Annotated in this window: 21 protein-coding genes; 10 read left to right on the forward strand and 11 right to left on the reverse strand. The window is 62.1% G+C overall.

What is annotated here, in order from left to right:
* Window positions 1–103 precede the first annotated feature (103 nt).
* Window positions 104–1033: a LysR family transcriptional regulator gene (locus AC3WLX_RS26040; protein WP_492338090.1), complete on the reverse strand. Its 930-nt coding sequence runs from the start codon at window positions 1031–1033 to the stop codon at window positions 104–106.
* Window positions 1034–1157: 124 nt separating this feature from the next.
* Here AC3WLX_RS26040 and AC3WLX_RS26045 point away from each other — a divergent pair, with 124 nt between their 5' ends.
* The 3 genes from AC3WLX_RS26045 to AC3WLX_RS26055 all read left to right on the forward strand — a co-directional run bounded on the left by AC3WLX_RS26045 (window position 1158) and on the right by AC3WLX_RS26055 (window position 2654).
* Window positions 1158–1760, forward strand: a complete 603-nt coding sequence (locus tag AC3WLX_RS26045) for an NADPH-dependent F420 reductase (protein WP_492338091.1) — start codon at window positions 1158–1160, stop codon at window positions 1758–1760.
* A gap of 51 nt (window positions 1761–1811) precedes the next feature.
* Window positions 1812–2192 carry a nuclear transport factor 2 family protein gene (locus AC3WLX_RS26050; protein ID WP_291619621.1) on the forward strand — a complete coding sequence of 127 codons (381 nt, stop codon included), beginning with the start codon at window positions 1812–1814 and terminating at the stop codon, window positions 2190–2192.
* Between the two features lie 297 nt (window positions 2193–2489).
* Entirely contained in the window at window positions 2490–2654 is a 165-nt protein-coding gene (locus tag AC3WLX_RS26055) for a hypothetical protein (RefSeq protein WP_366863945.1), read from the forward strand.
* A 122-nt stretch (window positions 2655–2776) separates the two neighbouring features.
* Here AC3WLX_RS26055 and AC3WLX_RS26060 read toward each other — a convergent pair whose 3' ends face one another.
* Window positions 2777–3691, reverse strand: coding sequence for a helix-turn-helix domain-containing protein (locus AC3WLX_RS26060; protein WP_492338092.1), 915 nt, complete (start codon window positions 3689–3691; stop codon window positions 2777–2779).
* Window positions 3692–3801: 110 nt separating this feature from the next.
* Here AC3WLX_RS26060 and AC3WLX_RS26065 point away from each other — a divergent pair, with 110 nt between their 5' ends.
* Complete coding sequence (locus tag AC3WLX_RS26065) at window positions 3802–6381, forward strand: HWE histidine kinase domain-containing protein (RefSeq protein ID WP_492338093.1); 2580 nt, start codon at window positions 3802–3804, stop codon at window positions 6379–6381.
* Here the strand turns inward: AC3WLX_RS26065 and AC3WLX_RS26070 are convergent.
* Together AC3WLX_RS26070 and AC3WLX_RS26075 are read right to left on the reverse strand one after the other, a co-directional pair.
* Complete coding sequence (locus AC3WLX_RS26070; protein WP_492338094.1) at window positions 6378–7928, reverse strand: PAS domain S-box protein; 1551 nt, start codon at window positions 7926–7928, stop codon at window positions 6378–6380. The two genes, AC3WLX_RS26065 and AC3WLX_RS26070, sit on opposite strands and share 4 nt — an antisense overlap.
* Window positions 7929–8044: 116 nt before the next feature.
* Window positions 8045–8692 (reverse strand): DedA family protein, encoded by a 648-nt coding sequence (locus tag AC3WLX_RS26075; protein ID WP_492338095.1) that lies wholly within the window; start codon window positions 8690–8692, stop codon window positions 8045–8047.
* A 295-nt stretch (window positions 8693–8987) separates the two neighbouring features.
* Here AC3WLX_RS26075 and cobS point away from each other — a divergent pair, with 295 nt between their 5' ends.
* The 6 genes from cobS to AC3WLX_RS26105 all read left to right on the forward strand — a co-directional run bounded on the left by cobS (window position 8988) and on the right by AC3WLX_RS26105 (window position 16069).
* Window positions 8988–9986: a cobaltochelatase subunit CobS gene (cobS, locus tag AC3WLX_RS26080; protein ID WP_492338096.1), complete on the forward strand. Its 999-nt coding sequence runs from the start codon at window positions 8988–8990 to the stop codon at window positions 9984–9986.
* Between the two features lie 164 nt (window positions 9987–10150).
* Window positions 10151–12055, forward strand: a complete 1905-nt coding sequence (gene cobT / locus AC3WLX_RS26085) for a cobaltochelatase subunit CobT (RefSeq protein WP_492338097.1) — start codon at window positions 10151–10153, stop codon at window positions 12053–12055.
* A complete protein-coding gene (locus AC3WLX_RS26090; protein WP_492338098.1) occupies window positions 12052–13125 on the forward strand; it encodes an esterase-like activity of phytase family protein in 1074 nt (357 codons plus the stop codon). The genes cobT and AC3WLX_RS26090 overlap by 4 nt, the downstream gene beginning before the upstream one ends.
* 55 nt (window positions 13126–13180) lie before the next feature.
* A complete protein-coding gene (locus tag AC3WLX_RS26095; RefSeq protein WP_492338099.1) occupies window positions 13181–14149 on the forward strand; it encodes a Bug family tripartite tricarboxylate transporter substrate binding protein in 969 nt (322 codons plus the stop codon).
* Window positions 14150–14310: 161 nt separating this feature from the next.
* Window positions 14311–15423 carry an NADH:flavin oxidoreductase/NADH oxidase gene (locus AC3WLX_RS26100; protein WP_492338100.1) on the forward strand — a complete coding sequence of 371 codons (1113 nt, stop codon included), beginning with the start codon at window positions 14311–14313 and terminating at the stop codon, window positions 15421–15423.
* A 238-nt stretch (window positions 15424–15661) separates the two neighbouring features.
* Window positions 15662–16069, forward strand: coding sequence for a hypothetical protein (locus AC3WLX_RS26105; protein WP_291630645.1), 408 nt, complete (start codon window positions 15662–15664; stop codon window positions 16067–16069).
* 257 nt (window positions 16070–16326) lie between these two features.
* On the opposite strand, the gene AC3WLX_RS26110 is transcribed toward AC3WLX_RS26105, so the two are convergent.
* The 7 genes from AC3WLX_RS26110 to rpmB all read right to left on the reverse strand — a co-directional run bounded on the left by AC3WLX_RS26110 (window position 16327) and on the right by rpmB (window position 23357).
* Complete coding sequence (locus AC3WLX_RS26110) at window positions 16327–16578, reverse strand: PilZ domain-containing protein (protein ID WP_291630643.1); 252 nt, start codon at window positions 16576–16578, stop codon at window positions 16327–16329.
* A 173-nt stretch (window positions 16579–16751) separates the two neighbouring features.
* Entirely contained in the window at window positions 16752–18092 is a 1341-nt protein-coding gene (locus AC3WLX_RS26115) for a T6SS phospholipase effector Tle1-like catalytic domain-containing protein (protein ID WP_492338101.1), read from the reverse strand.
* A gap of 112 nt (window positions 18093–18204) precedes the next feature.
* Window positions 18205–19395: a hypothetical protein gene (locus AC3WLX_RS26120; protein WP_492338102.1), complete on the reverse strand. Its 1191-nt coding sequence runs from the start codon at window positions 19393–19395 to the stop codon at window positions 18205–18207.
* 25 nt (window positions 19396–19420) lie between these two features.
* Complete coding sequence (locus AC3WLX_RS26125; RefSeq protein ID WP_492338103.1) at window positions 19421–21463, reverse strand: hypothetical protein; 2043 nt, start codon at window positions 21461–21463, stop codon at window positions 19421–19423.
* Window positions 21463–21927 (reverse strand): hypothetical protein, encoded by a 465-nt coding sequence (locus AC3WLX_RS26130; protein ID WP_492338104.1) that lies wholly within the window; start codon window positions 21925–21927, stop codon window positions 21463–21465. Before AC3WLX_RS26130 ends, AC3WLX_RS26125 begins: the two co-directional genes overlap by 1 nt.
* 22 nt (window positions 21928–21949) lie before the next feature.
* Window positions 21950–22855, reverse strand: a complete 906-nt coding sequence (locus AC3WLX_RS26135; protein ID WP_492338105.1) for a hypothetical protein — start codon at window positions 22853–22855, stop codon at window positions 21950–21952.
* 193 nt (window positions 22856–23048) lie between these two features.
* Window positions 23049–23357 carry a 50S ribosomal protein L28 gene (gene rpmB / locus AC3WLX_RS26140; RefSeq protein WP_061882608.1) on the reverse strand — a complete coding sequence of 103 codons (309 nt, stop codon included), beginning with the start codon at window positions 23355–23357 and terminating at the stop codon, window positions 23049–23051.
* Window positions 23358–23714: the final 357 nt, after the last annotated feature.

The following is a 23714-nucleotide window of genomic DNA, read 5'->3' on the forward strand; positions in this document are numbered from 1 at the left end:
CATCGCGGATCCGTAGCGGGTCGCAATTTGGGCAACGGAGAGCCCTGTTTGCCCGCGGCTTGTGCGGCGTGCGGTCCGGAGCCTGGAATACTTGCCGGTTCTGCTAGCTCAGGCTTCCGGCGAACCGTTCGGCGAGCCTGTTTTTCTTGAATGCGTCGGCAACCCAGTCCACGAAGGCTCTCGTCTTCGCGGGCACAAGCTTGCGCGATGCGTGGTAAATCGAGATTGCGCCTGCGTCACAGTACCAGCGTGGCACCAGGCGCAGCAGCGACCCGTTTTCGAGCGCGGGAAGAATGTCGGCGGTGGCAAGCATGGCAACGCCCAGGCCCAACAGTGCCGCCTCGCGCATCGCAGCGGGATCGTTGACCACGATCGACTCGGATAGTGGGGCTTGAACTTCCCGCCCCGAAACATCGCGCATCGACCAGTGCCGGATGCGTCCCGTCTGCAGCGAGCGCATGACGATGCCATCCAGTGCGGCCAGTTCGTCCGGCTTGGTCGGTGATGTTCGCCCGGACATGTAGGCTGGCGACGCCACGGCGATGATGTGTGCTGGCGCAAGGGTGCGGCTGACAAGCCCGGGCAACAATTCGAACCCGCCGCCGATCGCGGCGTCATAGCCTTCACCGACCAGATCGACCTGACGGTTCTCGAAGTGCCACTCAGGGCGGACCTGCGGGTAACGGGCCAGGAAGCCGGGAAGCAGGGGCAGAATATGGGCTGTGCCGAATGTCGGCGGCAGGCTGATCTTGAGAACGCCCGCCGGCTCCTCGCGTCCGGTCGATGCTCCGGCGATTGCGGCCTGCAGTCCCTCAAGATGACCGGCGATGGCTGTGCGAAACGTCTCCCCGGCCTCGGTGAGCGTCAGCCTCCGTGTTGAGCGATGAAACAATCGCACGCCGAGATTGCGCTCCAGCATGGCGACGTTGCGGCTGACGGCTGCCGGGGTCAGCAGAAGACGCCGGCCAGCCTCCGAGAAGCTGCCGCACTCAGCGCTCCGAATGAAGGATTCCAGGTTGGCCAGCGTTTCCATGGGCTCATTTGCAAGGGATCGTTGAAAATCTTACGAGCAATATCCTTCTAATCAAAGGGCAATGTTTGGGTCATCTCTAGGCCACCGATCAGCTCGCCTGATCCCAAACAGCTCGGAGCATTCCATGTCCACCATCGGCATCATCGGCGCAGGCAATATTGGCCGCGCCATCGCCCAGGCGCTGGCGCGCAATGGCATCGCCGTGACCCTGTCCAACAGCCGCGGCCCAGATAGCCTGGCGACGACCGTGGCCGAACTCGGTCCGCTCGTGACCGCCGGCACCCGCGAGGAGGCAGCTTCCAAGGAGATCGTGTTCGTCGCGGTCAACTGGTCGAAGCTGCCGGACGCGCTTGCCGGCCTGCCGTCATTCGCTGGCCGCATCGTCATCGATGCCAACAACCCGATCGAGGCGCCGCTGTTCAAGCCGGCGGAACTCGGTGGCCGCGCCTCGTCCGAAGTTTTCGCCGATCTGGTGCCCGGCGCGCGGGTGGTGAAGGCGTTCAATCATCTCTTGGCGCAGCTTCTCGCAACAGACCCGGCGAGCGACGGCGGCAAGCGTGTACTGTTCTACTCAGGCGACGACGCTGATGCGAAGGCAAGTGTCGGCGCGCTGATCGACCGGCTCGGATTCTTTGGCATCGATCTCGGTTCGCTCGCGGTCGGAGCCAGGCTGACCCAGTTTCCGGGCGGTCCGCTTCCGGCGCTGAACCTGGTCAAGTTCGGCTGATGGTTCGACGCAAATGTGCCCCAACACGATGAGATGACGAAAGGCTGTAAGATGACGACCGCTGAATTTGATTTCGACCATCTGCTTCGCTCAAATCTGGAGCGCGTCTTCAACGAGCGGGACGACGGCAAACGTCGGGCCGCCATCGCCGAACTGTTCGTCGAAGAGCCCGTCATGTACGAACCGACGGACATCGTCCGGGGAAGGGCCGAGATATCGCGCGTCGCCGGGAGCCTACTGTCGCGGTTCGGGCCAGCGTTCCGCTTCGTGCCTGATGGCGTCGCCGTCGGTCACCATGGCCTCGCGCATCTGGCCTGGCACGCCGGGCCCGAGGGCGGGCCGGTCGCAGTGACTGGTGCGGACGTCGCCGAAATTGAAGGCGGCAGGATCGTGCGGCTGTGGGTGCTGCTCAACGGGCAGAAGAGCGAATAACGTCGCTTCCTTAAGCCCGCGGCTCCACGTCCGCGACACCACCACCATTCCTTCAGCGATAAATCCACGCTGCTGCCCTCAGCCGGGGGAAGGTCGTCGGAGGCGGACAAGGCTTCGCTTGCGACGCCAAGGTCATGATCAGGCGCAACAAGCCAAACGAGCGTCGCGGGGCTCAGGCCGCGTAAGGAAGATGGGCCTGGAGCCAGGTGCAGGTCCTTACTTGGTCGGACTCTGCCCTTTGGGCGGCTGCAATCCCGGCGAATGCGCCCAGTCTTGGATGTGGGACGCAACGTCGGCTTGGCGAGCTTTCTTGAGAAGATTGTCCCGTTCGGGACCGGGGTCGAGCTGAATGGCCTGCTGGCGCAACTGCTCGGCCCATTCCTCGATCCGATCCTGAAGGGGTCTATCCTGCTTGAAGCGGCGTCGCGTTTTCAACTGCACCTCCTGCCGTCTCCCATTTGAGCGAAATGATCGCCAAGGACAGCTTCAGGGTGACAGCAAGATTAGGCGAATTCCAGCAGGAAATTTCGCGCCCCGGTTTGGAACTTTTGCGCGAATCTCTGATGTTGGTTCGGCGACGTGCTTCAGAGCCCCTCGCGCCGGCGGAGCGACAGTGGTGTGACGCCTGCGAATTTTCGCATGTGGCGCGCCAGCATCGTGTTGTTCTTCAGCCCCACCTTGCTGGCGATTTCGCTCATGCCGAGATCGGTTTCCCGCAGCAATTGCTTCGCATAGTCGATGCGTCTGCGCGACACGTAGCGGTGGGGCGGTTCGCCGAATGTGATGGCAAAGGCGCGGGCGAAATGAAAACGGGTGAGGTCGACCACGGCGGCAAGATCGGACAGCGAAATGTCGGTGTGCAGATAGTCTTCGACATAATCGCGGAGGATGGTCTGTTGGGCCAGTGAAAGACCACCCTTGGGGACCGCGGCCGGCTTCGGTGCAGTCTTCAGCATGCGCAGCAGTTCGATGACGGCGGTCAGGCCGAGCGTCTCGCCGTAGAGCTGATCCTGTGGGCCGCGATGACGCAGCAACTCATCGATTTTTTTCAGTGTGGCGAGCAGCGCGGGGTCCTGGAAATAAACCCGCGGAACCAGCTCGACAGACTTGTAGTGCTCCTCGATCTCGCCCGACATCTCGCCGGTTCGAAAGTAGACGGCGGTGAAGGAATTTGCCCGCTTCTTCGTCGCCGACCAGCCTGAGATGGCCCGCCCCCCCGGAATGAACGTCATCCGGTTGGTGAGATCGCAGAGCCGCGAACTCAGCTCGCCGTCCACAAATGTCTCGCCGTCGTTCAGGCTGAGATCATGGAGCGCCAGGTAGTCGGGCGTGCCCGACCAGCGATAATCGAACGCCGTCTTGGGTTCGATTACGACGCGTTCGGCGCTGAAACCCTTGCCAACCAGTCGCTTCCGCACAGGCGCGGTGTCCTGGTCGTTGAAATTCAGCAACACCCGTGAAGCCATGCAAGGTCCGCATCTGGAAGCTGCTGCAAACATTGCGCAATTGTCCCGAGACCGCAACCGGTGAAAGATCGGCATTGCAATACCTATGGAAGCTAGCAAGAATAGGCGAAGTCAAGCAATTTTGATCGAGTAGGACTGGCGATATGCCGGCGTTTGGTGACCCTGATCTGCGCAGTTGCGACCAGGAGCCCATCCATGTTCCAGGATTTATTCAACCCTACGGAGCGCTGGTCGCTTTCGATCCCGAAACTCTCGAGATCGTGCTGGTCGCAGGAAATACGCAGGATTATTTCGGATTCGCCCACCAGGACCTGATCGGGCGGAAACTCGAAACGCAGATCGGCGCCGCTGCTAAGGTCCGGCTCGAGGCTCAATTCTCGCAGAAGAGCGTGGCGCCGCGTTCCTCCCTCGCGCTCGATATCGAGTTGCATGGCGCGCAGATCGAAGCCACCGCGCATTTGCATGACGATCTCGTCATCCTAGAACTCGAGCCGCAGCGGCCGCTGCCCGCGCCCGACGTTCTGGACTTCGTCCATGCAATGATCGGTCGGCTGCAGTCGGCCGACAACCTCGATCCGCTGCTGCGAACCCTGTCGGCTCAGGTCCAGAAGGCGACAGGCTTCGACCGCGTCATGGTCTACCGCTTCCTGGAAGACGACAGCGGCTGCGTGGTCGCGGAAAGCCGCTCGTCGGATCACGTGCCGTCCTATCTCGACCTGCATTACCCGGCGAGCGACATTCCGGCCCAGGCGCGCGAACTCTACCGCCGCAACTGGATACGCTACATTCCCGATGCGGTTTATACGCCGATGCCATTGAGCCCGGCGTTGAACCCGAAGACCGGCCTGCCGCTCGACCTGACCTATAGCCGGCTTCGCGCCGTTTCGCCAATTCATCTCGAATACCTTGCGAATATGGGCGTTCGCGCGTCGCTGTCACTGTCGCTGATCGTCGGTGGAAAATTGTGGGGTCTGATTGCCTGCCATGCCGCCGCCCCGCTGTATCTCAGCAGTCGCCTGAGGCTCGCGCTCGAAGTGTTCGCGCAGCTTGCCTCGCTTCATCTGAGCAGCACGATCGAACTGGCCGAGGCCACCGATCGCATCCACGCCCGCAATCTTCATGATCAACTGATGCGGGCCATGAGCCTCCACGGCCTGGCAGAGGCGCTGATCGGGCTTCGTCCGAACCTTCTCGATTACATCCGCGCATCCGGCGTGGTAGTCCGGATCGAAGGCAAAAATTTCGTGCTCGGCACCACGCCCGATGATGCCCAGATCGAAGCGCTGGTGAAATGGCTCAGCGTCACGCAGTCGGAAGGCGTCTTCTGCATCGATCGACTGTCGCAAGTTTTTCCCGAAGCCCGCTCCTTCCTCGATCGTGGCGCTGGTCTACTTGCGCTCTCGGTGTCGCGCGATCCCCGGGACTACGTGCTGTGGTTTCTTCCGGAACTGATTTCGACCGTGACGTGGGCGGGTGACCCGGTTAAGCCGGTGACGGCCGGCCCTCAGGGCGACCGGCTCTCGCCGCGCAAATCGTTCGAGGCATGGCAGCAGATCGTCACCGGCCAATCCCGCCCCTGGAGCGCGGTCGAGATCGACGCCGCGCAGATCCTGCGCACCACCGTTCTGGAGGTCGTGCTGCACCGTGTCGACCAGTCGCTGCGCGAGCATGCGAAAGCGCGAGCGCATCAGGACCTTCTGATGAACGAGCTGGATCACAGGGTCAAGAACACCATCGCAACCATCCAGTCGCTGGTGAGGCTTTCCAGCCGGAGCGCCGAAAGCCTCGTTCAGTTCACGACGTCGATCGAAAAGCGGCTGCAATCGATGGCGAAAGCGCACAGCCTGCTATCCGCTTCGCGCTGGGAAAGCGCGTCGGTGCGCACCATCGTCGATGACGAGATCGAGGCGCAACGCTCTCATCTCGGCGGCAATGTCCATATCGAAGGCGATCATTTCGCCCTCGAGCCACGCACGGCCTTGTCGTTTGCTCTGGTCCTGCACGAGCTCATCACCAACGCCATCAAATATGGCAGCCTTTCCAGCGAGCAAGGCAAGGTAACCGTGAGCTGGACCGAAGGCGTCTCGGGTGGCCGGACCTGGCTCGTCTTCCAGTGGGTCGAGTCCGGCGGGCCTCAGGTCAAGCCGACCGGGCGGCGCGGATTTGGCCACACGCTTCTCGAACGCGTCTTTGCGGAGGACGTCAGCGGCAAGGTCGATCTCGTGATGGATCCGGCCGGCGTGCGTTGCGTCATTCATATTCCGTTCGAAAAGGTCGTCCGAGCGGGGCAAACTGAAATGACGCTTCCTGCTCATCGACACCCGGTCGTTGAAACGCGCGAGGCATCGCCTCTCGCCGGCTTGCGAATCCTGGTTGTCGAAGACGATGGCCTGATCGCTGCAGATGTGTGCGAAGTTCTCGGCCGGGCCGGCGCGGTGGTCGTTGGACCCTATCCCCGCCTTGGCGACGGTCTGAAGGCCGCCGTCGATGAAAAGTTCGACGTGGCGCTGCTCGACGTCAATCTTGAGGGCAAGCCGTCGTGGCCTATTGCCAGCCTGCTTCGGGAACGAGGCGTCCCCGTCGTGCTCGGGACCGGCTATTCGGACCACTTTGCCAGGCCCGCCGCCCTTGGCACGCTGCGGTCGATCTCGAAACCGTACGACACCGGCGAGCTGGTAAGCTGCCTGTCGGAGGCCGCCGGGCTTCGAGGTCTCGCTGACTAACCAAGGGCCTTACGTTCCGCCGCTTGTGGCGGACCATGGTCCAGTGCCCTCCGAATGATCCTGGCCAGGTCGGCTTTTCGAAAGGGCTTGCTCAGAAGCAGCGTGCCGGGGTCGAGGCGGCCGTGATGAATGATGGCATTTTCCGTGTAACCCGACATGAAGACGACCTTGAGTTCGGGAAAAGATCTTTGGGCTTCGTCTGCCAGCTGCCTGCCATTCATCGTCCCAGGCATGACCACATCTGTCAGCAGCAACGCGAACCGGTCGCGCGCCAGGAGCGCGAGCGCATCGCTTGCGTTCGCGACCGCCAGGGCATGATAGCCGAGGCTCTGGAGTTGCCGCGTGGTGGTCTCGCGCACCAATTCATCGTCCTCGACAACAAGCACATCTTCATGACCGCCAACGATCGGCGAGCTCGAACGAAGGGCGACCTCTTCTGCCGCATCTTCAGCCTGCGGCAAATAAATCTTGATGGTGGTTCCGACGCCGATCTCGCTGTAAACCTTGATGTAGCCCCCGGATTGTTTCACGAACCCGTGGACCATGCTCAACCCCAGCCCGCTGCCGCGGCCGGTCGCCTTGGTCGTGAAAAATGGATCGAATATGCGGCCCTGGATGGCCTTGGGTATGCCGTCGCCATTGTCGCTTACCGCGATCATCAGCTGTTGACCGGGAATGGCCTCGGGATTCTCAGTGAGATAGTCGGCATCGAAACTCGCGTCCCCGGTTTCGATCATGAGCTTTCCGCCCTCCGGCATGGCGTCGCGGGCGTTCAGGGCGAGGTTCAGCACGGCGGTCACGAGCTGGTCAGGGTCCACCATGGCCGCGGCAATGTCAGCCTTCAGATCGATTTCCAGCGCAATGTTCTCCGGCAATGTGCGCTTGAGCAGATCGGCAGTCTGCTCCACAAGCCTGTTCACATCGGTCGCCACCGGCGATAACGGCTGCTTCCGGGCGAACGCCAGCAGACGCGAGGTCAGCTCGGCACCCCGGGTAGCCGCGGCGTCGATCAGCTTCACGATCGCCTGAAGATCGGGGCGATCGTTCAATTCGTCCGCAAGAATCTCGATCGCCCCCGTGATCACCGACAGAATGTTGTTGAAGTCGTGCGCGACGCCACCCGTCAAATGACCCACCGCCTCCAGCTTCTGGGCTTGACGCAGGACGCGCTCATCCTCCTTCTGTCTCGAAATATCCCCGGCGATCTTGGTCGCGCCGATGATCTCTCCGGTCGACGATCTAACCGGCGATACGCTGATCGACACTTCGATCAGGCGACCAGCTTTCGATTGCCGAAATGTTTCGAAATGTTCGATGTGCTCGCCGTTGCTGAGACGTTCGAGGATGCGACGTTCTTCATCCTGTCGATCTTCGGGAACGATCAAGAAGATGGACGCCCCGATCGCCTCCTCCGGCGCAAAGCCAAAAAGACGCTCGGCGCCCTTGTTCCAGCTGGTGATCGTGCCGTCGAGCCTCTTTGTAACGATCGCGTCATCGGAAAACTCGATGGCAGCAAGCAGTAGAAGGTTCTTAGAGGCGTCGGACACGCGCCTTCCTCTCAAAAGAGTAAGGCTAGGAGTTTCAGCAACTGAAGTCCACAACCAAGGCTATGGCCGGCCACTCCGCACGCTTTGAGAATCGCCAAACCTGCCGGATTGTGGTGTCAGGCCGGACGCTTTGCGCCGGGACGGCGACGCCGGATGGCCCTGATCGTAAGCCACAGGACCACGGCGCCAGCCACCACGGCGAGAATCCAGATGTGCTTTCCGATGTGCTGATGATGATGCAGCCCGGCATAGTCGTGCAGCGCCGACACCGCCAGCACGCCGGGCAGCACATGCGCGGGCGCCCAGGCCAGGATCGCCGGGATGTTCACCGCATAGAATTTGGCCGGCGCCATGCCGAGCGCGCCGGCGGTCACGGGGACGAAGGCGCGGACCGGCGGCACGAAGCGGGCGAAGAACACGGCCCAGGTGCCGAAGCGGTGGAAGAAGCTCTCGCTCTCGGCGACCACGCGCGGATAGTTGGTCAGCGGCCAGGTGTTGAGGATCTCGCGCTGGCGCCGGTGGCCGATCCAGTAGGCCGAGCCGTCCCCCAGTACGGCGCCGAGCGCGGCCGACAGCAGCACCCATGGCAGCTGCAGCTCGCCGCCCGGCACCAGCGCGCTCAGCGCCAGAATGATGGTCGAGCCGGGGATCACCGACCCCACCACCGGAACGGCTTCGAGCAACGCCGCCAGGAACAGCGTCAGATAACCCAGCCACGGATGGGCGGACACGAAGGCGATGAGGGGATCGAGGAAGGACGTCACGTGGCCTCTGGCGGGCTGGAGCAGGGGGCGTTGACCTTACATAAGTAGCGGCAAGCGGCCCAAAGTCCATTTGTGTGCGCTGCGTTCGCAAACCGGGCCCCAATTCGGGCGTGATTCGCAAGGCAGCCCTCCAAAATCTGCGTTCCTTGCCTATCTAAATGAAAAGACAGCGGAACTTTGATTGGTGCCCGGGCTTCTGCCGGCTCGTTGTCTCTGATAGGTTGCTTTCCAGCACCCAGCCGCAGCCAACGTGCGAATAACCGGTTTCGGGACCGCCCGGGACCTCGGAGGATTGATGACGACCGCCGCCCTGTCCAAAGTTGAGGAAGTTTCCGGTCTGCCCGACATGAAGGTGTCGGTGCGCCAGGTGTTCGGGATCGACAGCGATCTCGAAGTCCCGGCCTATTCCGAAGTCGATCCTCACGTGCCCGATGTGGATCCCGACTATCGCTTCGACCGCGCCACCACGCTCGCCATTCTCGCGGGCTTTGCGCGCAACCGCCGCGTCATGGTGACCGGCTATCACGGCACCGGCAAGTCCACCCATATCGAGCAGGTCGCGGCGCGCCTGAACTGGCCCTGCGTGCGCGTCAACCTCGACAGCCACATCAGCCGCATCGACCTCGTCGGCAAGGACTCGATCGTGGTCCGCGACGGCAAGCAGGTCACCGAATTCCGCGACGGCATTTTGCCCTGGGCGCTGCAGCACAACGTCGCGCTGGTGTTCGACGAATACGACGCCGGCCGCCCGGACGTGATGTTCGTGATCCAGCGCGTGCTCGAAGTTTCGGGCCGCCTGACGCTGCTCGACCAGAACAAGGTGATCAAGCCGCACCCGGCGTTCCGCCTGTTTGCCACCGCCAATACGGTCGGCCTCGGCGACACCTCCGGCCTCTATCACGGCACCCAGCAGATCAACCAGGGCCAGATGGACCGCTGGTCGATCGTCACCACGCTGAACTATCTCAGCCATGACGAGGAAGTGGAGATCGTGCTGGCCAAGGCCAAGCATTATCGCACCCAGGAAGGCCGCGACATCGTCAACAAAATGGTGCGCCTCGCCGATCTCACCCGCAACGCCTTCGCCAACGGCGATTTGTCGACGGTGATGAGTCCGCGCACGGTGATCACCTGGGCGGAAAACGCCGACATCTTCGGCGATATCGGCTTTGCCTTCCGCGTCACCTTCCTCAACAAATGCGACGAGCTCGAGCGTCCCCTGGTCGCCGAATTCTACCAGCGCTGCTTCAACGCCGAGCTGCCGGAATCGGCGGTGAACGTGGCGCTGAGCTGACGCAAGCACGATGTCGTCCCGGACCAGCGAGCGAAGCGAGCGCCGATCCGGGACCCATAACCCCAGGCCCGCGTTGCGGCGCGAGCTGTTAGTTCCCGCCCTTCGTCAAACGACGTCCTGTGGTTATGGGTCCCCGCTTTCGCGGGGACGACGGTGAGATCGAGATGAGCACCACCTCCAACTCCAAATTCCGCAACACCAAGGAAGCGCCGACCGAGCCGTTCAAGCGCTCGGTCGCCTCCTGCCTGAAGGCGATCGCAAAAGCGCCCGAGCTCGACGTCTCCTTCGCCGCCGAGCGCCCGGGCCTTGCGCCCGGCAAGGCGCGGCTGCCCGAGCCGGCGCGCAAGATGACCAAGCGCGATGCCGCCATCGTGCGCGGCCACGCCGATTCCATCGCGCTCAAGCTCGCCTGCCACGATCCCAAGGTGCATCGCAAGATGATGCCGGGCAATCCGCAGGCGCGCGGCGTGTTCGAGGCGGTGGAGCAGGCGAGGGTCGAGGCGATCGGCGCGCGCCGCATGGCCGGCGTCGCCAAGAACCTCACCGCGATGCTCGACGATCATTTCCATCGCGGCAAGTTCGACGAGATCACCGACCGCGCCGATGCCCCGCTCGCCGATGCGCTGGCGATGCTGGTGCGCGAGCGCCTGACCGGCATGGCGCCGCCGACGGCCGCCAAGAAGATGGTCGACCTCTGGCGCCCGATCCTCGAAGACAAGATCGGCAAGCGGCTCGACCGGCTCGACGGCGTGGTCGAGGACCAGTCCAAGTTCGGCGATGCCGTGCACGACCTGCTCTCGGCGCTGGAGCTCGGCGACGAGCGCAGCGCCGACAGCGAGGACGATGACGAGAACGAGGAGAACCAGGACGGCGACAACGACCAGTCCGGGGCCGAGGGCTCGCCCGATTCCGACGCCGCGCAGGAGATGAGCGCCGACCAGGCCCAGGCTTCGAGCGAGGAGATGAGCGAGAGCGCGATGGAAAGCGCGCAGGCCTCGACCTCCGACACGTTCGACGACGGCGAGCTCGGCGACGACGAGACCCCGGGCGAGGCGACGCGTCCGAATTCGTCCGGCAAGAACGAGCCGCGTGGGCCGGAATACCACGCCTTCGCGCCCAAGTTCGACGAGGTCATCGCGGCCGAGGACCTCTGCGACCATGACGAGCTGGAGCGCCTGCGCGCCTATCTCGACAAGCAGCTCGCGCATCTGCAAGGCATCGTCGCCCGCCTCGCCAACCGCCTGCAGCGCAAGCTGATGGCGCAGCAGAACCGCGCCTGGGAGTTCGATCTCGAAGAGGGCATCCTCGACCCCGCGCGCCTGTCGCGCGTCGTCACCGATCCCTATCACCCGCTGTCCTTCATGCACGAGAAGGAGGCGACGTTCCGCGACACCGTGGTGACGCTGCTGCTCGACAATTCCGGCTCGATGCGCGGGCGGCCGATCACGGTCGCCGCGACCTGCGCCGACATTCTCGCGCGCACGCTGGAGCGTTGCGGCGTCAAGGTCGAGATCCTCGGCTTCACCACGCGCGCCTGGAAGGGCGGGCAATCGCGCGAGGCCTGGCTCGCCGCCGGCAAGCCGGCCAATCCCGGCCGCCTCAACGATCTCCGCCACATCATCTACAAGTCCGCCGATGCCCCCTGGCGCCGTGCGCGAAAGAATCTCGGCCTGATGATGCGCGAGGGGCTCCTGAAGGAGAACATCGACGGCGAGGCGCTGGACTGGGCGCACAAGCGCCTGCTCGGCCGGCCCGAGCAGCGCAAGATCCTGATGATGATCTCGGACGGCGCGCCGGTCGACGATTCCACGCTGTCGGTCAATCCCGGCAACTATCTCGAGCGGCATCTGCGTCACATCATCGAGGAGATCGAGACCCGCTCGCCGGTCGAGCTGATCGCGATCGGCATCGGCCATGACGTGACGCGCTATTATCGCCGCGCGGTGACGATCGTGGACGCAGAAGAACTCGGCGGCGCCATCACCGAGAAGCTCGCCGAACTCTTCAGCGAGACCAACACGGCGCCGACGCAAGCGCCCGGCCGTCCGCGACGCAAATTGCATTCGTGAGCACGCACTCATCCCGCCGCAGCTTCCTCAGGCACGCTGCGGCGGGATTCTCCACTCTCGCAGTCCCTCGTCTCGCGCAGGCGCAAGCCGCCGCCGAGCCGCCGCCGCGCCGGCTCCAGGTCGAGCACGCCGTCGCCGAGCCCGCCAGCGTCGAGGTCAACGCGCGTCCCATTCCGCATTTCGAGCCGCGCGACCGCACGCGCACGCGCTTCGGCGCGCTGGATTATCGCAGCGGGCTGGTGCTGACCTCGCCCTTTCGCGGCTTCGGCGGACTCTCCGGTCTCCGCTTCCTCGACGGCAAGGGCGAGCGCTTCCTCGCCATCTCCGACCAGGGCGGCTGGTTCACCGGCGCCATCCGCTATTCCGGCCGCGAGATGACCGGCCTTGCGGACGTCGAGGCCGCGCCGGTGCTGGGCGCCGACGGCCGGCCGATCACCGAGAAGAAGCTCTGGTACGACACCGAGTCGCTCGCGCGCGACGGCAGCCTGGTCTATGTCGGGCTCGAGCGCGTCAACCAGATCCTGCGCTTCGATTTCGCCAAGGGCGGCACCCGCGCCCGCGGCGAGCCGATCGCCGTCCCGCCCGGCTTGCGCAGGCTGCCCTACAACAAGGGCCTCGAGGCGATGGTGGCCGTGCCGAAAGGCCAGCCGCTCGCGGGCGCCCTGATCGCCTTCTCCGAGCGCGGGCTCGATGCCGACGGCAATCTCCTCGCCTTCCTGATCGGCGGCCCCGCGCCCGGCCAGTTCAGCGTGCGCCGCACCGAGAACTACGACGTCAGCGATGCCGTGCTGCTGCCCTCCGGCGAACTGCTCATCCTCGAACGCAAATTCTCCTGGTTCACCGGCGTCAACATCCGCATCCGGTCGATCCCGTTGAAGTCGATCGCACCTGGCGCGGTGGTCGATGGTCCCGCCCTGTTCGTCGCCGATCTCGGCCACGAGATCGACAACATGGAAGCCATCGACGCCCATGTCACGAGCGAGGGCGAGACCGTGCTGACCCTGATCTCCGACGACAATTTCTCGATGCTGCAGCGGACCCTGCTGCTGCAATTCACGCTGGCGGAGTAGACGACCGCGCCGGAACGGTTCTTGCAACGATCGCGCGACCCGATCGGAGATGTCGATGACCAGGTTCCTTCGCGTGTTTTGTCTGTATGCGTGCTTCTGGATTGCCGCTGCCACACTAGTCCAGGCACAGGACTGGCCGGCGCGGCTGATCAAGGCGACCATTCCGTTCGGTCCGGGCAGCGCGGCGGACGTGGTGCCGCGTCTGGTGTTCGAGCGTCTCTCCGCCGAGCTCGGTCAGCCGATCGTGATCGAAAACCGTGCCGGCGGCGGCGGTATGGTGGGTTCGGCGGCGGCCGCGAAGTCCGATCCCGATGGTTACAGCCTGCTCGCCCAGTCGTCGGCGCTGACCGTTGCGCCCCTGCTGTTCCCGAATGCGAGCTTCGACCCCAGCCGCGATCTCGCCTCGGTGTTCATGATCGGATCCGGTGCCAATGTCATGATCGTGCCGAAGGAGCGGCCCTGGAAGACCATCCAGGACTTCATCGCCGCCGCCAGGGCGAAGCCCGGCTCGATCTCGTTCGGCTCGGTCGGCATCGGCAGCGCCGTGCACATCTCGAGCGAGAAGTTCCGCTACGCGGCCGGCATCGAGGCCACCCATGTGCCGTATCGCGCCGGCCCGGAAGTGATCGCCGACATTCTCGGCGGGCGCATCGACCTGTATTTCTGCCCGCTGGCGACCGCGCTGCCGCTGATCCGCGAGGGCCAGGTCCGCGCGCTGGTGGTCTCGACGCCGAAGCGCGTTGCCGAGCTGCCCGATGTGCCGACGCCGGGCGAGATCGGCTTGAAGGATGCCGACAGCGAGATCTGGTTCGGCGTGTTCGTGCCGGCGAAGACCCCGCGCGAGATCGTCGACAAGCTGCACGCGGCCGCCGAGAAAGTCCTGGCCACGCCCGCGATGCAGGCGAGCCTGGCAAAGCTCGGGATCGAACCGAGGCCGATGAAGCCCGCCGCGATGGACGACCTCGTCAAGCACGAACTGGTGGCCAATCAGGAGCTGATCAAGGCCGCAGGCATCAAGCCGTAGGGGCGCCTACGCGCGTCGTCCCGAGCAGCGAAGCGCAGATCCCGTTCAGCGCAATGCAGCCTGTCCCGGTGGGCCATGTCCGCCGCGCAACTGGCATTTCGCTGCGCACGCGCTAATCTTCATGCAATCGCTTCCATCTCTCCAGTCCGGAACCCCCTCGCATGAGCGCCCTGTTTTCCCCGATCAAGCTGCGCGGCCTGACCCTGAAGAACCGCGTCGTGGTGTCGCCGATGTGCCAATATTCGGCCCAGGATGGCGTCGCCACCGACTGGCACTTCACCCACATCAACAATCTCAGCCTGTCGGGCGCGGCGATGTTCTGCATCGAGGCGACGCATGTCGAGGCGATCGGCCGCATCACGCCGGGCTGCCTCGGCCTCTATGACGATGCCTGCGAGGCCGCCTTGAAGCCGATCCTCGCCTCGGTGCGCAAGCATTCCTCCACCGCGATCGCGATGCAGCTCGCCCATGCCGGCCGCAAGGCCAGTAGCGCCAAGCCCTGGGACGGCGGCCAGCTGATTCCGGAGGGGCAGGGCGGCTGGCAGACGGTCGGCCCGTCGGCGCTGCCGCACAAGGAGGGCGAGGCCGCCCCGCTCGCGCTCGATGCCGCGGGCCTGACGCGCATCCGCGAGGCCTTCGTCGACAGCACGAAGCGCGCCGCGCGGCTCGGCATCGACGCCATCGAGGTCCACGGCGCGCACGGCTATCTCCTGCATCAGTTCCTGTCGCCGATCGCCAACAGGCGCACCGATGAGTACGGCGGCAGCCTGGAGAACCGCATGCGCTATCCGCTCGAAGTGTTCGACGCGGTGCGCGCCGCATTCCCCGCCGACAAGCCGGTTGGCATGCGGGTGTCGTCGACCGACTGGGTCGAGGGCGGCTGGGACCTCGAGCAGACCATCGCATTCGCAAAAGCCTTGAAGGCGCGCGGCGTCGATTGGATCGATGCCTCCTCCGGCGGCGTCTCGCCGCTGCAGAAGATCCCGCTCGGCCCCGGCTATCAGGTCCAGTTTGCCGAAGCCGTCAAGCGCGAGACCGGCCTGCCCACCATCGCCGTCGGCCTGATCACGGAAGCCAGGCTGGCGGAGGAGATCGTTGCCGGCGGCAAGGCCGACATGGTCGCGCTCGCCCGCGGCATGCTCTACGACCCGCGCTGGGCCTGGCACGCCGCCGCCGAGCTCGGCGCCGAGGTGGAGGCCCCGCCGCAATATTGGCGCTCGCAGCCCTCGACGCAGAAGGCGCTGTTCGGCAAGACCACGTTCGGCGCGCGCTAGGCGCGCGCTGCCGCCCCCCCGTCATTGCGAGCGTAGCGAAGCAATCCAGGATCCCTCCGCGGAAAGACTCTGGATTGCTTCGCTTTCGCTCGCAATGACGATGGCCGGGACAAGCCCGGCCTCGACGGAAAGGCAACCAAGGCCTTCCTCCAAATCCCTCCGTAAATCTCCTCTGCTTCCACAGGTCCCAAAACTGGCCTAACCTTCTACGAAGAAACGAAGCAACGGAGGCCCGCCCATGCGTTATCCCGTCCGCAAAGCGGCTCACGTCTTCGAGCGCGTCGGCCTTGCGATGGCGGGCGCCGCGTGCGGGCTGTTCGTCGGCGCCTATGTCGGCGCGGCGATTCCGATGCTGACCACGCAGGGCTTCCTGCTGCTGATGATGCTGCTCGGCGCCGTCGGCTTCTATCTCGGCATCGACACGCCGCAGCTGCCGTTCGACGACGCCCACAGCCAGATCGACGCCGCCGAATTCATGAGCGCCGCCGGCACGCTGCTCGCCACGCTCACCGCTTTCGTCTCCGTCGCGGTGATCGTGCTGCGGCTCGACCCGCACATGACCTGGACCTGGCTCGTCTTCGCCGGCTGGCTCGCCGGCGTCGCCCTGCAGATCGTTGCGGGCACGAAAGCGAGACTGCGGAAGTAGCTTGCTGACCCTCTCCTGGGGGGAGGGTACTTGACCTGTGGCGGCGGCCTGCGCACACGCCTCGTCCTTCGAGACGGCGCTTACGCGCCTCCTCAGGATGAGGCTGATCCAGCGTAAGTGCTCGTTGAAGCTGCTGCCGCGAACTCCGCCCTCATCTTGAGGAGCCCGCGCAGAGCGGGCGTCTCGAAGGATGGCCGCGCAAAAAACTCCCAGAATGCGATCGACCCTCACCCTCCAGGGGAGGTCAGCGGCACCCCTCAGAACACCACGCCCACGCGCGTGCCGCGCTTCCAGGCGATGCGGCAACGCTTCTTGGTGTTGACGTGCAGCAGCTCGAATCTATCGGGAATCTTCACCTGGCCGCCGAGATCGACGCAGGCTCCGCCGGGCGAATAGTCGATCAGCGTGCACGGGATCACCGGCGCGCGCGGGTCGGTGATGATCTTGGCCTGCCGCGACACCAGTCCTGCGGGCTTCACGCGGGCAAATTTTCGCGGATGCTGTGGCACGTCCCCTCCAAGTCCGCTCGGCGTTGCAGTCGGTTTGGAGGGCCATGATGGCACGCGAGATGATGCAATCGCGCTAAGCGGCGCACGAGAATTTTAATGAAAAGTGTCAGCGAAGCGTAAAACCAGCGGTAGCGGGGTGCCCACCCTCCAGGGGAGGGTAAGGGCACCCCGCCTCACCCCGTCACGCTCTCCACCTCCGCCCCCGCCGCGAGGTCCACCCCCGGCGGCACCGGCATCGGCACCGTCACATAATCCTTCGGCATGTTCACCGGCCGGTAGCCCGGCTCCACCTCTATCCGCTTCACGACGCTCTCATGCACATGCGCGCCCTCGGGAATGAGGCGCGGCTCGGCATCGGGAATGTAGAAGCCGAGCCAGACCTTCCGCTCCGGCCACTCGCGATATTTCGCGCGCTTCGGAAGGAATTCCAGCACCCGCCAGGCCCAGTTCATGGAATCGTGCAGCGTGCCGGTCTTGCCGGTGAAGGCCGGCGCGACATAGTGGAACGGCGAGTTCTTGCGCTGGATGCCCCAGGCCAGCTGGTTCACCGTGCGCGGGTTGAACTTCAGTCCGGCCTTCTCGGCCTCGTCGATCATCCACAGCAGCGGATATTTGGAGTCCCCGCTTTCCGCTTCCGGATAGCCGCCGCCGATATCGCTGTGCACGCCGGCGAACCACACCTGCAAGATGTCCTGCGGCACCTTCTTCTCGTCGGGCACGTAGCGGTTGCTCCAGAACTCCTGCGGCTCCTCGTACCGGTTGAGGCGGAACATGCGCCGCCGCTCGTCGATCGCGATCGCCTGCCGGAAGATCCTGATGCTGGGGTCGCGCCGCGTGAAGGCGAGCTCCTCCAGGCTCGGCCAGAACAACCGGTCGGGGCGCGGCACGATCACGCTCGCCACCGTGTCCCACACGCCGACGAAGTAAATGGTCGGCCAGCGCGTCGAGGTGATGCGCGCGAACTGCGCGGCGAGGTCGAAGGCGTCCGTCGGCAGCGGCCCGCTCTCGTCGAACGCGACGTCCTCGACATCCTTGATGGCGTTGCCGCGCCCGGTGCCGGAATATTGCTTGTAGGCGATCAGCCCCGAGCCGGCGAGGTTCGCCTGTTCGGGGCGGATCAGCCCGATCTTGTGGATCAGCCCCGCCAGCACGCGCACCGTGTAGGCCCCGCGCGAAAAGCCGAACAGGTAGATCTTGTCGCCCGGCGCGTAGTGCTGGACCAGGAAGCCATAGGCCGAGAGCACGTTGTCATCGAGCCCGTAACCGGTGGCGAGCCCCAGCACCAGGTTGATGTTAGCCTTGAGCCGGTGCCACGTCGTCGGCTCCGTCACCGTGCCGACCCCGGGATCGTAGAACACCATCTGCCGCGGCGACGTCTTCTCGGTCTTGCGCAGGCAGCGATAGAGCTTCAGGACGTTGGAGATGTTCTCGCTGATCTCGTTGCCGGTGCCGTCACAGCAGATGACGAGATGCTTCGGTTCGGGCTTGCGGTCGGCCTCGTGCGCCTGCTCCATGGGATGCAGCTCCGGGTGATGCTACCGGGGCGAGTATAGCAGAAAGTTGGGAAACATTGCTAATGTCAAAAAGAACGGCCGACTCTCAGTGAGAAAGTACGGATGTATGAACTTACATAAGGGCTAACTGAGTTGCCAGGGACAACCGCCCAAGCTTACGCGTGGCGATTGTTACCGAGTGGAGGAAGTTGGTCTTTGTCATAAGGTGAACAATCTCGGCCTGCGCGTCGTTCTCAGCGGCATGTTCCTTCTGCTTCTTCTCAACAAACGTCTCGTAATCCTCTGGATAAACGCCGTCGCGGCCCAAATAAAAGATTGCCTCAATTTCAGCTAGCTTGGCACTAGGCATCTTTTCCCGCACCGTCGAAATAACCTCACTCTGAATCTTTCGTTCTTCCTTCAACTGTTCGATCCAGGCGCGGTCGATGAATTTTGGAAGCGCCACTTCCCCCTCTTGCGCTTTCGGGTGGATTCGTCTCCACTGCTCGACCATCCAGACAACCTCGTCGTCAGTGAGATTGAGCAACTCGGTTTCCATTCCGAGGATAGCTTTAGTCTCACGTGCGGTCTGGATTACGCTCAAGGCTTCTTGGAATTGTCGGCTCGACAAATTAAACCGCTTGATGACGACGTCTTTCTGTTTGTCGAATAAACTGGTGGACCAAGATTCTCTCCTCGGCATTAGTTGTGCAATGGTCACGAGGTCGCGCCGCGAGCAGCGACTTGTAAAAAGGCCACTGTGACGTTCGTCAACAAAGGATACCGTACGGTTCTTCAGGACCTCAATTATTTCCGATAGGTCGATGAGGCTCGCCTGGATCACTTCAAGGTTTGCAAGTGAGTACGATGAGAGGCTTGGGTCGCTGAACTGATTTAGATGATATCGAAGTTCTTGCCCGTCTTGATCGATGCGCGAGAGGCTGTCGATGAAGGGTTTCAATTCCGACAGTTTTTTTGAGATGATTTCGTCCCCGATTGCTGCGCGGTCGAGCCTTTCCCAGTAGTCGCGGATATTGTGAGAGGGGCGTCCTGCTGGCTTTTGAAGCAATCTAGCCCCTTCAAGGTGGTTCGTTGAAAATTTCAGCGCCAGTTCGACGGCGTGCCTAGCAGTATACAGAATAGGTAACACTAGGGTATCGCGCTTCGCGAACAGCTTCTTCTCTATGATGAGGTGTGAAAGTTGGAGGGCGGCATCGATGTAGCCGTCAAGATAGTTCTCCTCGTCGCCCTGTTCGCCTATGCACGCGTTCCAGGTCGGATCAGTGTGCCGCTTGAAGAAGGGATCACCTGCGTACGGGTCCAAGTCGAGATCCGCGACCTTGCGTGCTTCAGGCGTTGTCATGACGCAGAGAATGGAGTGGTTTGATCAGATAGCCGGGAAAGATAAGTGCTTCGCAATCCAAATTCGCGATGATGCCCTTCAATATCGTCAAGTCCTCGCTCGTCGAGAAAATGACCTGTTGTCCTCGTGACTTTGCGGACGAAGCTCGTTCAAGTAGCCGTTGGAAGCTAACCCTTGCAGAGGATTGTTGTCTCGGCTCATCAAACACAAGCAAGTCTGGATGATTTGTTTTCTCCAGGCTAGCAAGCTCAAGTAGTCCTAGCTGATACGCCCATTTAAGTCGAATTGCATCGCTTGCGGATGTTTCGAACCCGATTTCAAAGCCTTCCTTTTGCGGTCGGTAGCTATCATCAGAAATGCTAACTTCGTCGGGATCAAACGTGCTGAATCCAAATTGCTTTGTCTGCTCTCGTACGATCCGCGTTAGCTGAGTTAGCTTGACATCATCGCTATGGCTTAGTTTTTCGCGGGGCAGAGACGCCTGTTCGACCAGCAACTTGGCATATTCTGTAGAAATTTCCTTGAGGCGGTCGATCATGTTTTGGAAGGTCGTTTCCATCTCTTCGAGCTCGCGGAGGCGATTCTCTGTGCGAATGCGCTCTTCGATGGCTGCAAGTGACGGAGAGGTGTTGGGCGAGACCAAATCCGTTCGAAGTGAACGGATGCGCGCATAGAGCTCTGTCAATTCTCTATCTGATACCTCAATGTCTCGATTTAGTCGGATAGCCGCTTCTTGCTCGCGAGCAAGGATGTCTTTGAACATTCGAAGCTCAGAACGGAGATATTCGATATTGTCTTCAATAGGCATCACTGCGGAGAGTGCCTCTTGTCGCAGCAGAGTATCGATCAGCGCCTGCTCGCATGTGGGGCAACGATCGGGGGTAATCTCAGCTATACTGCCGGAATAGCGCTGGAGCTTCTGAACATCGAGATTTTTCTGCAAATCCTCTTCCAGAGATTTTATTCGGCGCAACAAGGAAGAAATGTCCGCTTCTTTTAGCTGTTTGGCATTGTAGGCGGATATTCTAGTAGCGTTTAGATCGTCCGCTCTTTGGCTCACCTGGCTTAACTCTTCGGCTAACTTGTCCGCCGAAGCGCCTACCTCCGGAAGGGAGGTATTGCTCAGCGCCGATGCACGGGCCCTCAGTCGAGTCATCAGGAGGCCCAGTGGTAGCCATTCTGTATTCTCGGCGATTAGCACATGGGCTTGGGTTAACTCGTCGGGAATTGAAGTCTGCTTAGGAGGAAGGGCTTCAATTCTGCCGCCACCGCGACGAATGTTCCTTTCTGCCTCGTCTAGGCGGGCCCGCCATTCGTGTGCGTTCGCGGTGAGTTGCTCCATGAGTTGCTGACGGCGAAGTTCGAGGCGATAGACGTCGAGATCCATAATGAACTCGACCGCACGCTTCTGGACCTCCCGGATACGCAAATATGTTGGGATCGCTGCCGGTATAGATGACCAGCCAATCTTCTGTTCGACCCAAAATAGTGGGAAGATTGTTTCTAGGTACAATTTGCCATCCGGCGCGTCATATCGCTTAACAGTCGGAAGCTCCCATCCAATGAAATGTTCTAGGAAGTGGTGAAAACCGTCCTCCCGCGAGGCTGCGCCGGCATCGCTAACGAAGAAGTTCCTACGAGTTGCTTTTGCATTTGAATTCGTCAATGTAGGGCCGAAATCAACCGTCACTAGACGGTTGTCGAGTTGAGACTTCACCGGGCGGTGAATTGTAATTACCTGGCCAGCGCCGTTCTCGACTTCGAGTGCAACTGTGGACTCGATGACAGTATGTCGTTGTCTGTCGTCATCCTCGACGTAGTTAGTCATCACGTGAGGCAAGGGTATTTCACGTCGAGGGCTGAGCATTCGCTCCATGCCCAGGACGTAAAGCATCGCTTGCATGCAAGTCGACTTACCCTTGGTGTTGTCGGCCCAAATCACCGTCAATCCATTGCCAAAAGTAAGATCGGCCCCGTATGGACCCGCCGAGGTTTCAGCGCGTAGCCGCAGGTGTCTGAGGCGCAGCATCAGAGCAGGTCCTCCATTCGCCAAATTCGTCGAAGCAATGCGTCTGTAATTTTTGAAGCCACTTCCCTCAGGAAAGCACCTTCTTCCGCCAGCGCTCCGCTTTGTTGAATTTGACCAGTGACCGTTACGCCTTTGTCGGTCAGCGAGACTACTTTGCCCTTGTCCACCGAAACGAGGCCAAGTGCATGCGCGTAAGAAATCGCTCTATTCAGCCATGGCTCTACCCGGACTGAGATGTCCGATGGTCGAAGCTCCGCTTTAAGTAGGGCTCTTACATCATCACGCCCCTCAGCTATCCTTACGGAGTGCGCCAAGAATTGAAGCTTTTGGAAGCTCGCCTTTTTTGCTCGGCTGTACAGGAGGCTTAGTAGGAGCACCGATATGCCCCACGACATTCTCAGGTCGCCAGCGATCGGCTCCGGCCGTGACTTGAACGAAAACGGAGCGTCAAACAGTTTTCTCAATTGGGACTCAACGGGCATCGCGCTAGAAATCCAGAGGGCATCTCATTATCCATTCAGAGATCGCCCCAAGGGCGATCTCTTGAACGAGATCATCCGAAAGGTTCGGTGCAGCCGCAGCGATAGAGTGGATCAAGCTATCAATTTCGGTATTGAGGATCGACGCGGGCGTAGGGCCGCCCTTCGGTCCCGCAAAGCTCAATCTCCTGGAATGGTTTGCGACCACGGAAATGATTTGTTCGTGTAAATCCGGTGAGCTTGAGCGTAGCGCGTCTAATACTGAACGACCCTGAAGAAATGATCTTGCTGTTTCTGAAACAGCGTCTTGGACGCCCTTAGGCCCCGTTCGCTTGCCCAACTTGTGCGTTGCATTGGCGACAAGGTTCGCCGATCCCGCTTGCCAATGGTTCAGCTCCTCTGGAGTTGGAGGCGGAACGTTCAGACGAATGGTTTGAAGGGCAATCATTCCCGCTGCAACGGCATTAGCCGCAAACAAGGCTTGGTCGTGAATGCCGACTGCAAAGTTGGGATCGAGGTGTGAGCAATTCAGGTTTCGAAGCTCAGTAGTTTTCTTTGCGCAGTGTAAATTGACCTCTTTGCTGTCGTGCAATGGTACCAAGAGAATCCAATGCTTTATCTTGCTGCCCAGAAACAGGTTTGAGATGTCTGTCGAGTTCGCGACCAACTTGTTCGTGTCTATGGTAACCTTGGTCTTCTGCCGATCTGCCCGAGTTGCGATGTCGATGGGCTCTCGAACCGCGTAACATTGATAAGCCACTAGGTCGGATACGCAGATGTAGTCGATGCCGAGATCTCCTTTGTGAGCCGCAGGGATCTTGTGCACGTTGAGCGCACCGTGCCTGCTCTGCAGGAGGCCCAGTGCAAACGCTTCCCAGTCATCTGGATTCCAGATGTGAACCGCATCCGACACGCGGCCCTCCCCCCATGTCATGAAACATTCGCACGTTTAAAGGGACGGTACAACCCAGCCGAGTGGCGCGGCTTTCGATAGCGCCCCACAAAACAAAAACGGCCGGATCTTCCGATCCGGCCGCCACGCAAACTCTACTCGGCTAAGCCTACGCCACGCGACGCAACCTAGCCCCCGCCCAATTCAAAAAATCTCAGCTCGCCTGCTTCGCCGGCTGCGCGTCGCCGACCTTCTTCTGGATGGCGCGCTTCAGCTCGAGGGCGCGCGGCGACAGGTTGTCGGCGTTGGCCTTGAGCAGGAAGGGGTCGAGGCCGCCATTGTGGTCGACGCTCTTGACCGCGTTGGTGGAGACGCGCAGGCGCACGTTGCGGCCGAGCGCTTCCGAGATGAACGTCACGTTGACGAGGTTCGGCAGGAAGCGGCGCTTGGTCTTGATGTTGGAGTGGCTGACCTTGTGGCCGACGAGGGGGCCCTTGGCCGTCAGTTCGCAGCGGCGAGACATGGTAGAAATCCTTGAGTTCGAACCCCCAACGAATGCGGCCGCCATATGGGGCGCCACGGGGGCAAATTCTGTCGTCCTTGCAGGGAGCGGGCGGACGTATAGGGGGGAAGGGGCGGGACGTCAAGTTTTCGGGGCTTCTTTTGGAGCCGCCCAGGCGGTGCGCTCCCTCCCCCGTGCTTGTCTCGCCGAAGCCCGCCTTCGGGAGAAGGCGGATGCGGGGGAGGGCGGGGGAGAGGGCTCGTGCCGCGACGGGACAGACGTGGCTGTCCCCCAGAGGAGAGAACCCTCACCCGCGCTTCGCGCGACCTCTCCCGCAGGGCGGGAGAGGTTTGGCAGACCGCGGCCGCCGCCCTCCCA

It is taken from the genome of Bradyrhizobium sp. FW305-F6, from assembly GCF_058782905.1.

Excerpts from the sequence above, each read along its gene's own strand:
- AC3WLX_RS26040 (WP_492338090.1), bottom strand. The coding sequence starts at position 1,033 with ATGGAAACGCTGGCCAACCTGGAATCCTTCATTCGGAGCGCTGAGTGC.
- AC3WLX_RS26045 (WP_492338091.1), top strand. The coding sequence starts at position 1,158 with ATGTCCACCATCGGCATCATCGGCGCAGGCAATATTGGCCGCGCCATC.
- AC3WLX_RS26050 (WP_291619621.1), top strand. The coding sequence starts at position 1,812 with ATGACGACCGCTGAATTTGATTTCGACCATCTGCTTCGCTCAAATCTG.
- AC3WLX_RS26060 (WP_492338092.1), bottom strand. The coding sequence starts at position 3,691 with ATGTTTGCAGCAGCTTCCAGATGCGGACCTTGCATGGCTTCACGGGTG.
- AC3WLX_RS26065 (WP_492338093.1), top strand. The coding sequence starts at position 3,802 with ATGCCGGCGTTTGGTGACCCTGATCTGCGCAGTTGCGACCAGGAGCCC.
- cobS (WP_492338096.1), top strand. The coding sequence starts at position 8,988 with ATGACGACCGCCGCCCTGTCCAAAGTTGAGGAAGTTTCCGGTCTGCCC.
- cobT (WP_492338097.1), top strand. The coding sequence starts at position 10,151 with ATGAGCACCACCTCCAACTCCAAATTCCGCAACACCAAGGAAGCGCCG.
- AC3WLX_RS26095 (WP_492338099.1), top strand. The coding sequence starts at position 13,181 with ATGACCAGGTTCCTTCGCGTGTTTTGTCTGTATGCGTGCTTCTGGATT.
- AC3WLX_RS26100 (WP_492338100.1), top strand. The coding sequence starts at position 14,311 with ATGAGCGCCCTGTTTTCCCCGATCAAGCTGCGCGGCCTGACCCTGAAG.
- AC3WLX_RS26105 (WP_291630645.1), top strand. The coding sequence starts at position 15,662 with ATGCGTTATCCCGTCCGCAAAGCGGCTCACGTCTTCGAGCGCGTCGGC.
- AC3WLX_RS26115 (WP_492338101.1), bottom strand. The coding sequence starts at position 18,092 with ATGGAGCAGGCGCACGAGGCCGACCGCAAGCCCGAACCGAAGCATCTC.
- AC3WLX_RS26125 (WP_492338103.1), bottom strand. The coding sequence starts at position 21,463 with ATGCTGCGCCTCAGACACCTGCGGCTACGCGCTGAAACCTCGGCGGGT.
- rpmB (WP_061882608.1), bottom strand. The coding sequence starts at position 23,357 with ATGTCTCGCCGCTGCGAACTGACGGCCAAGGGCCCCCTCGTCGGCCAC.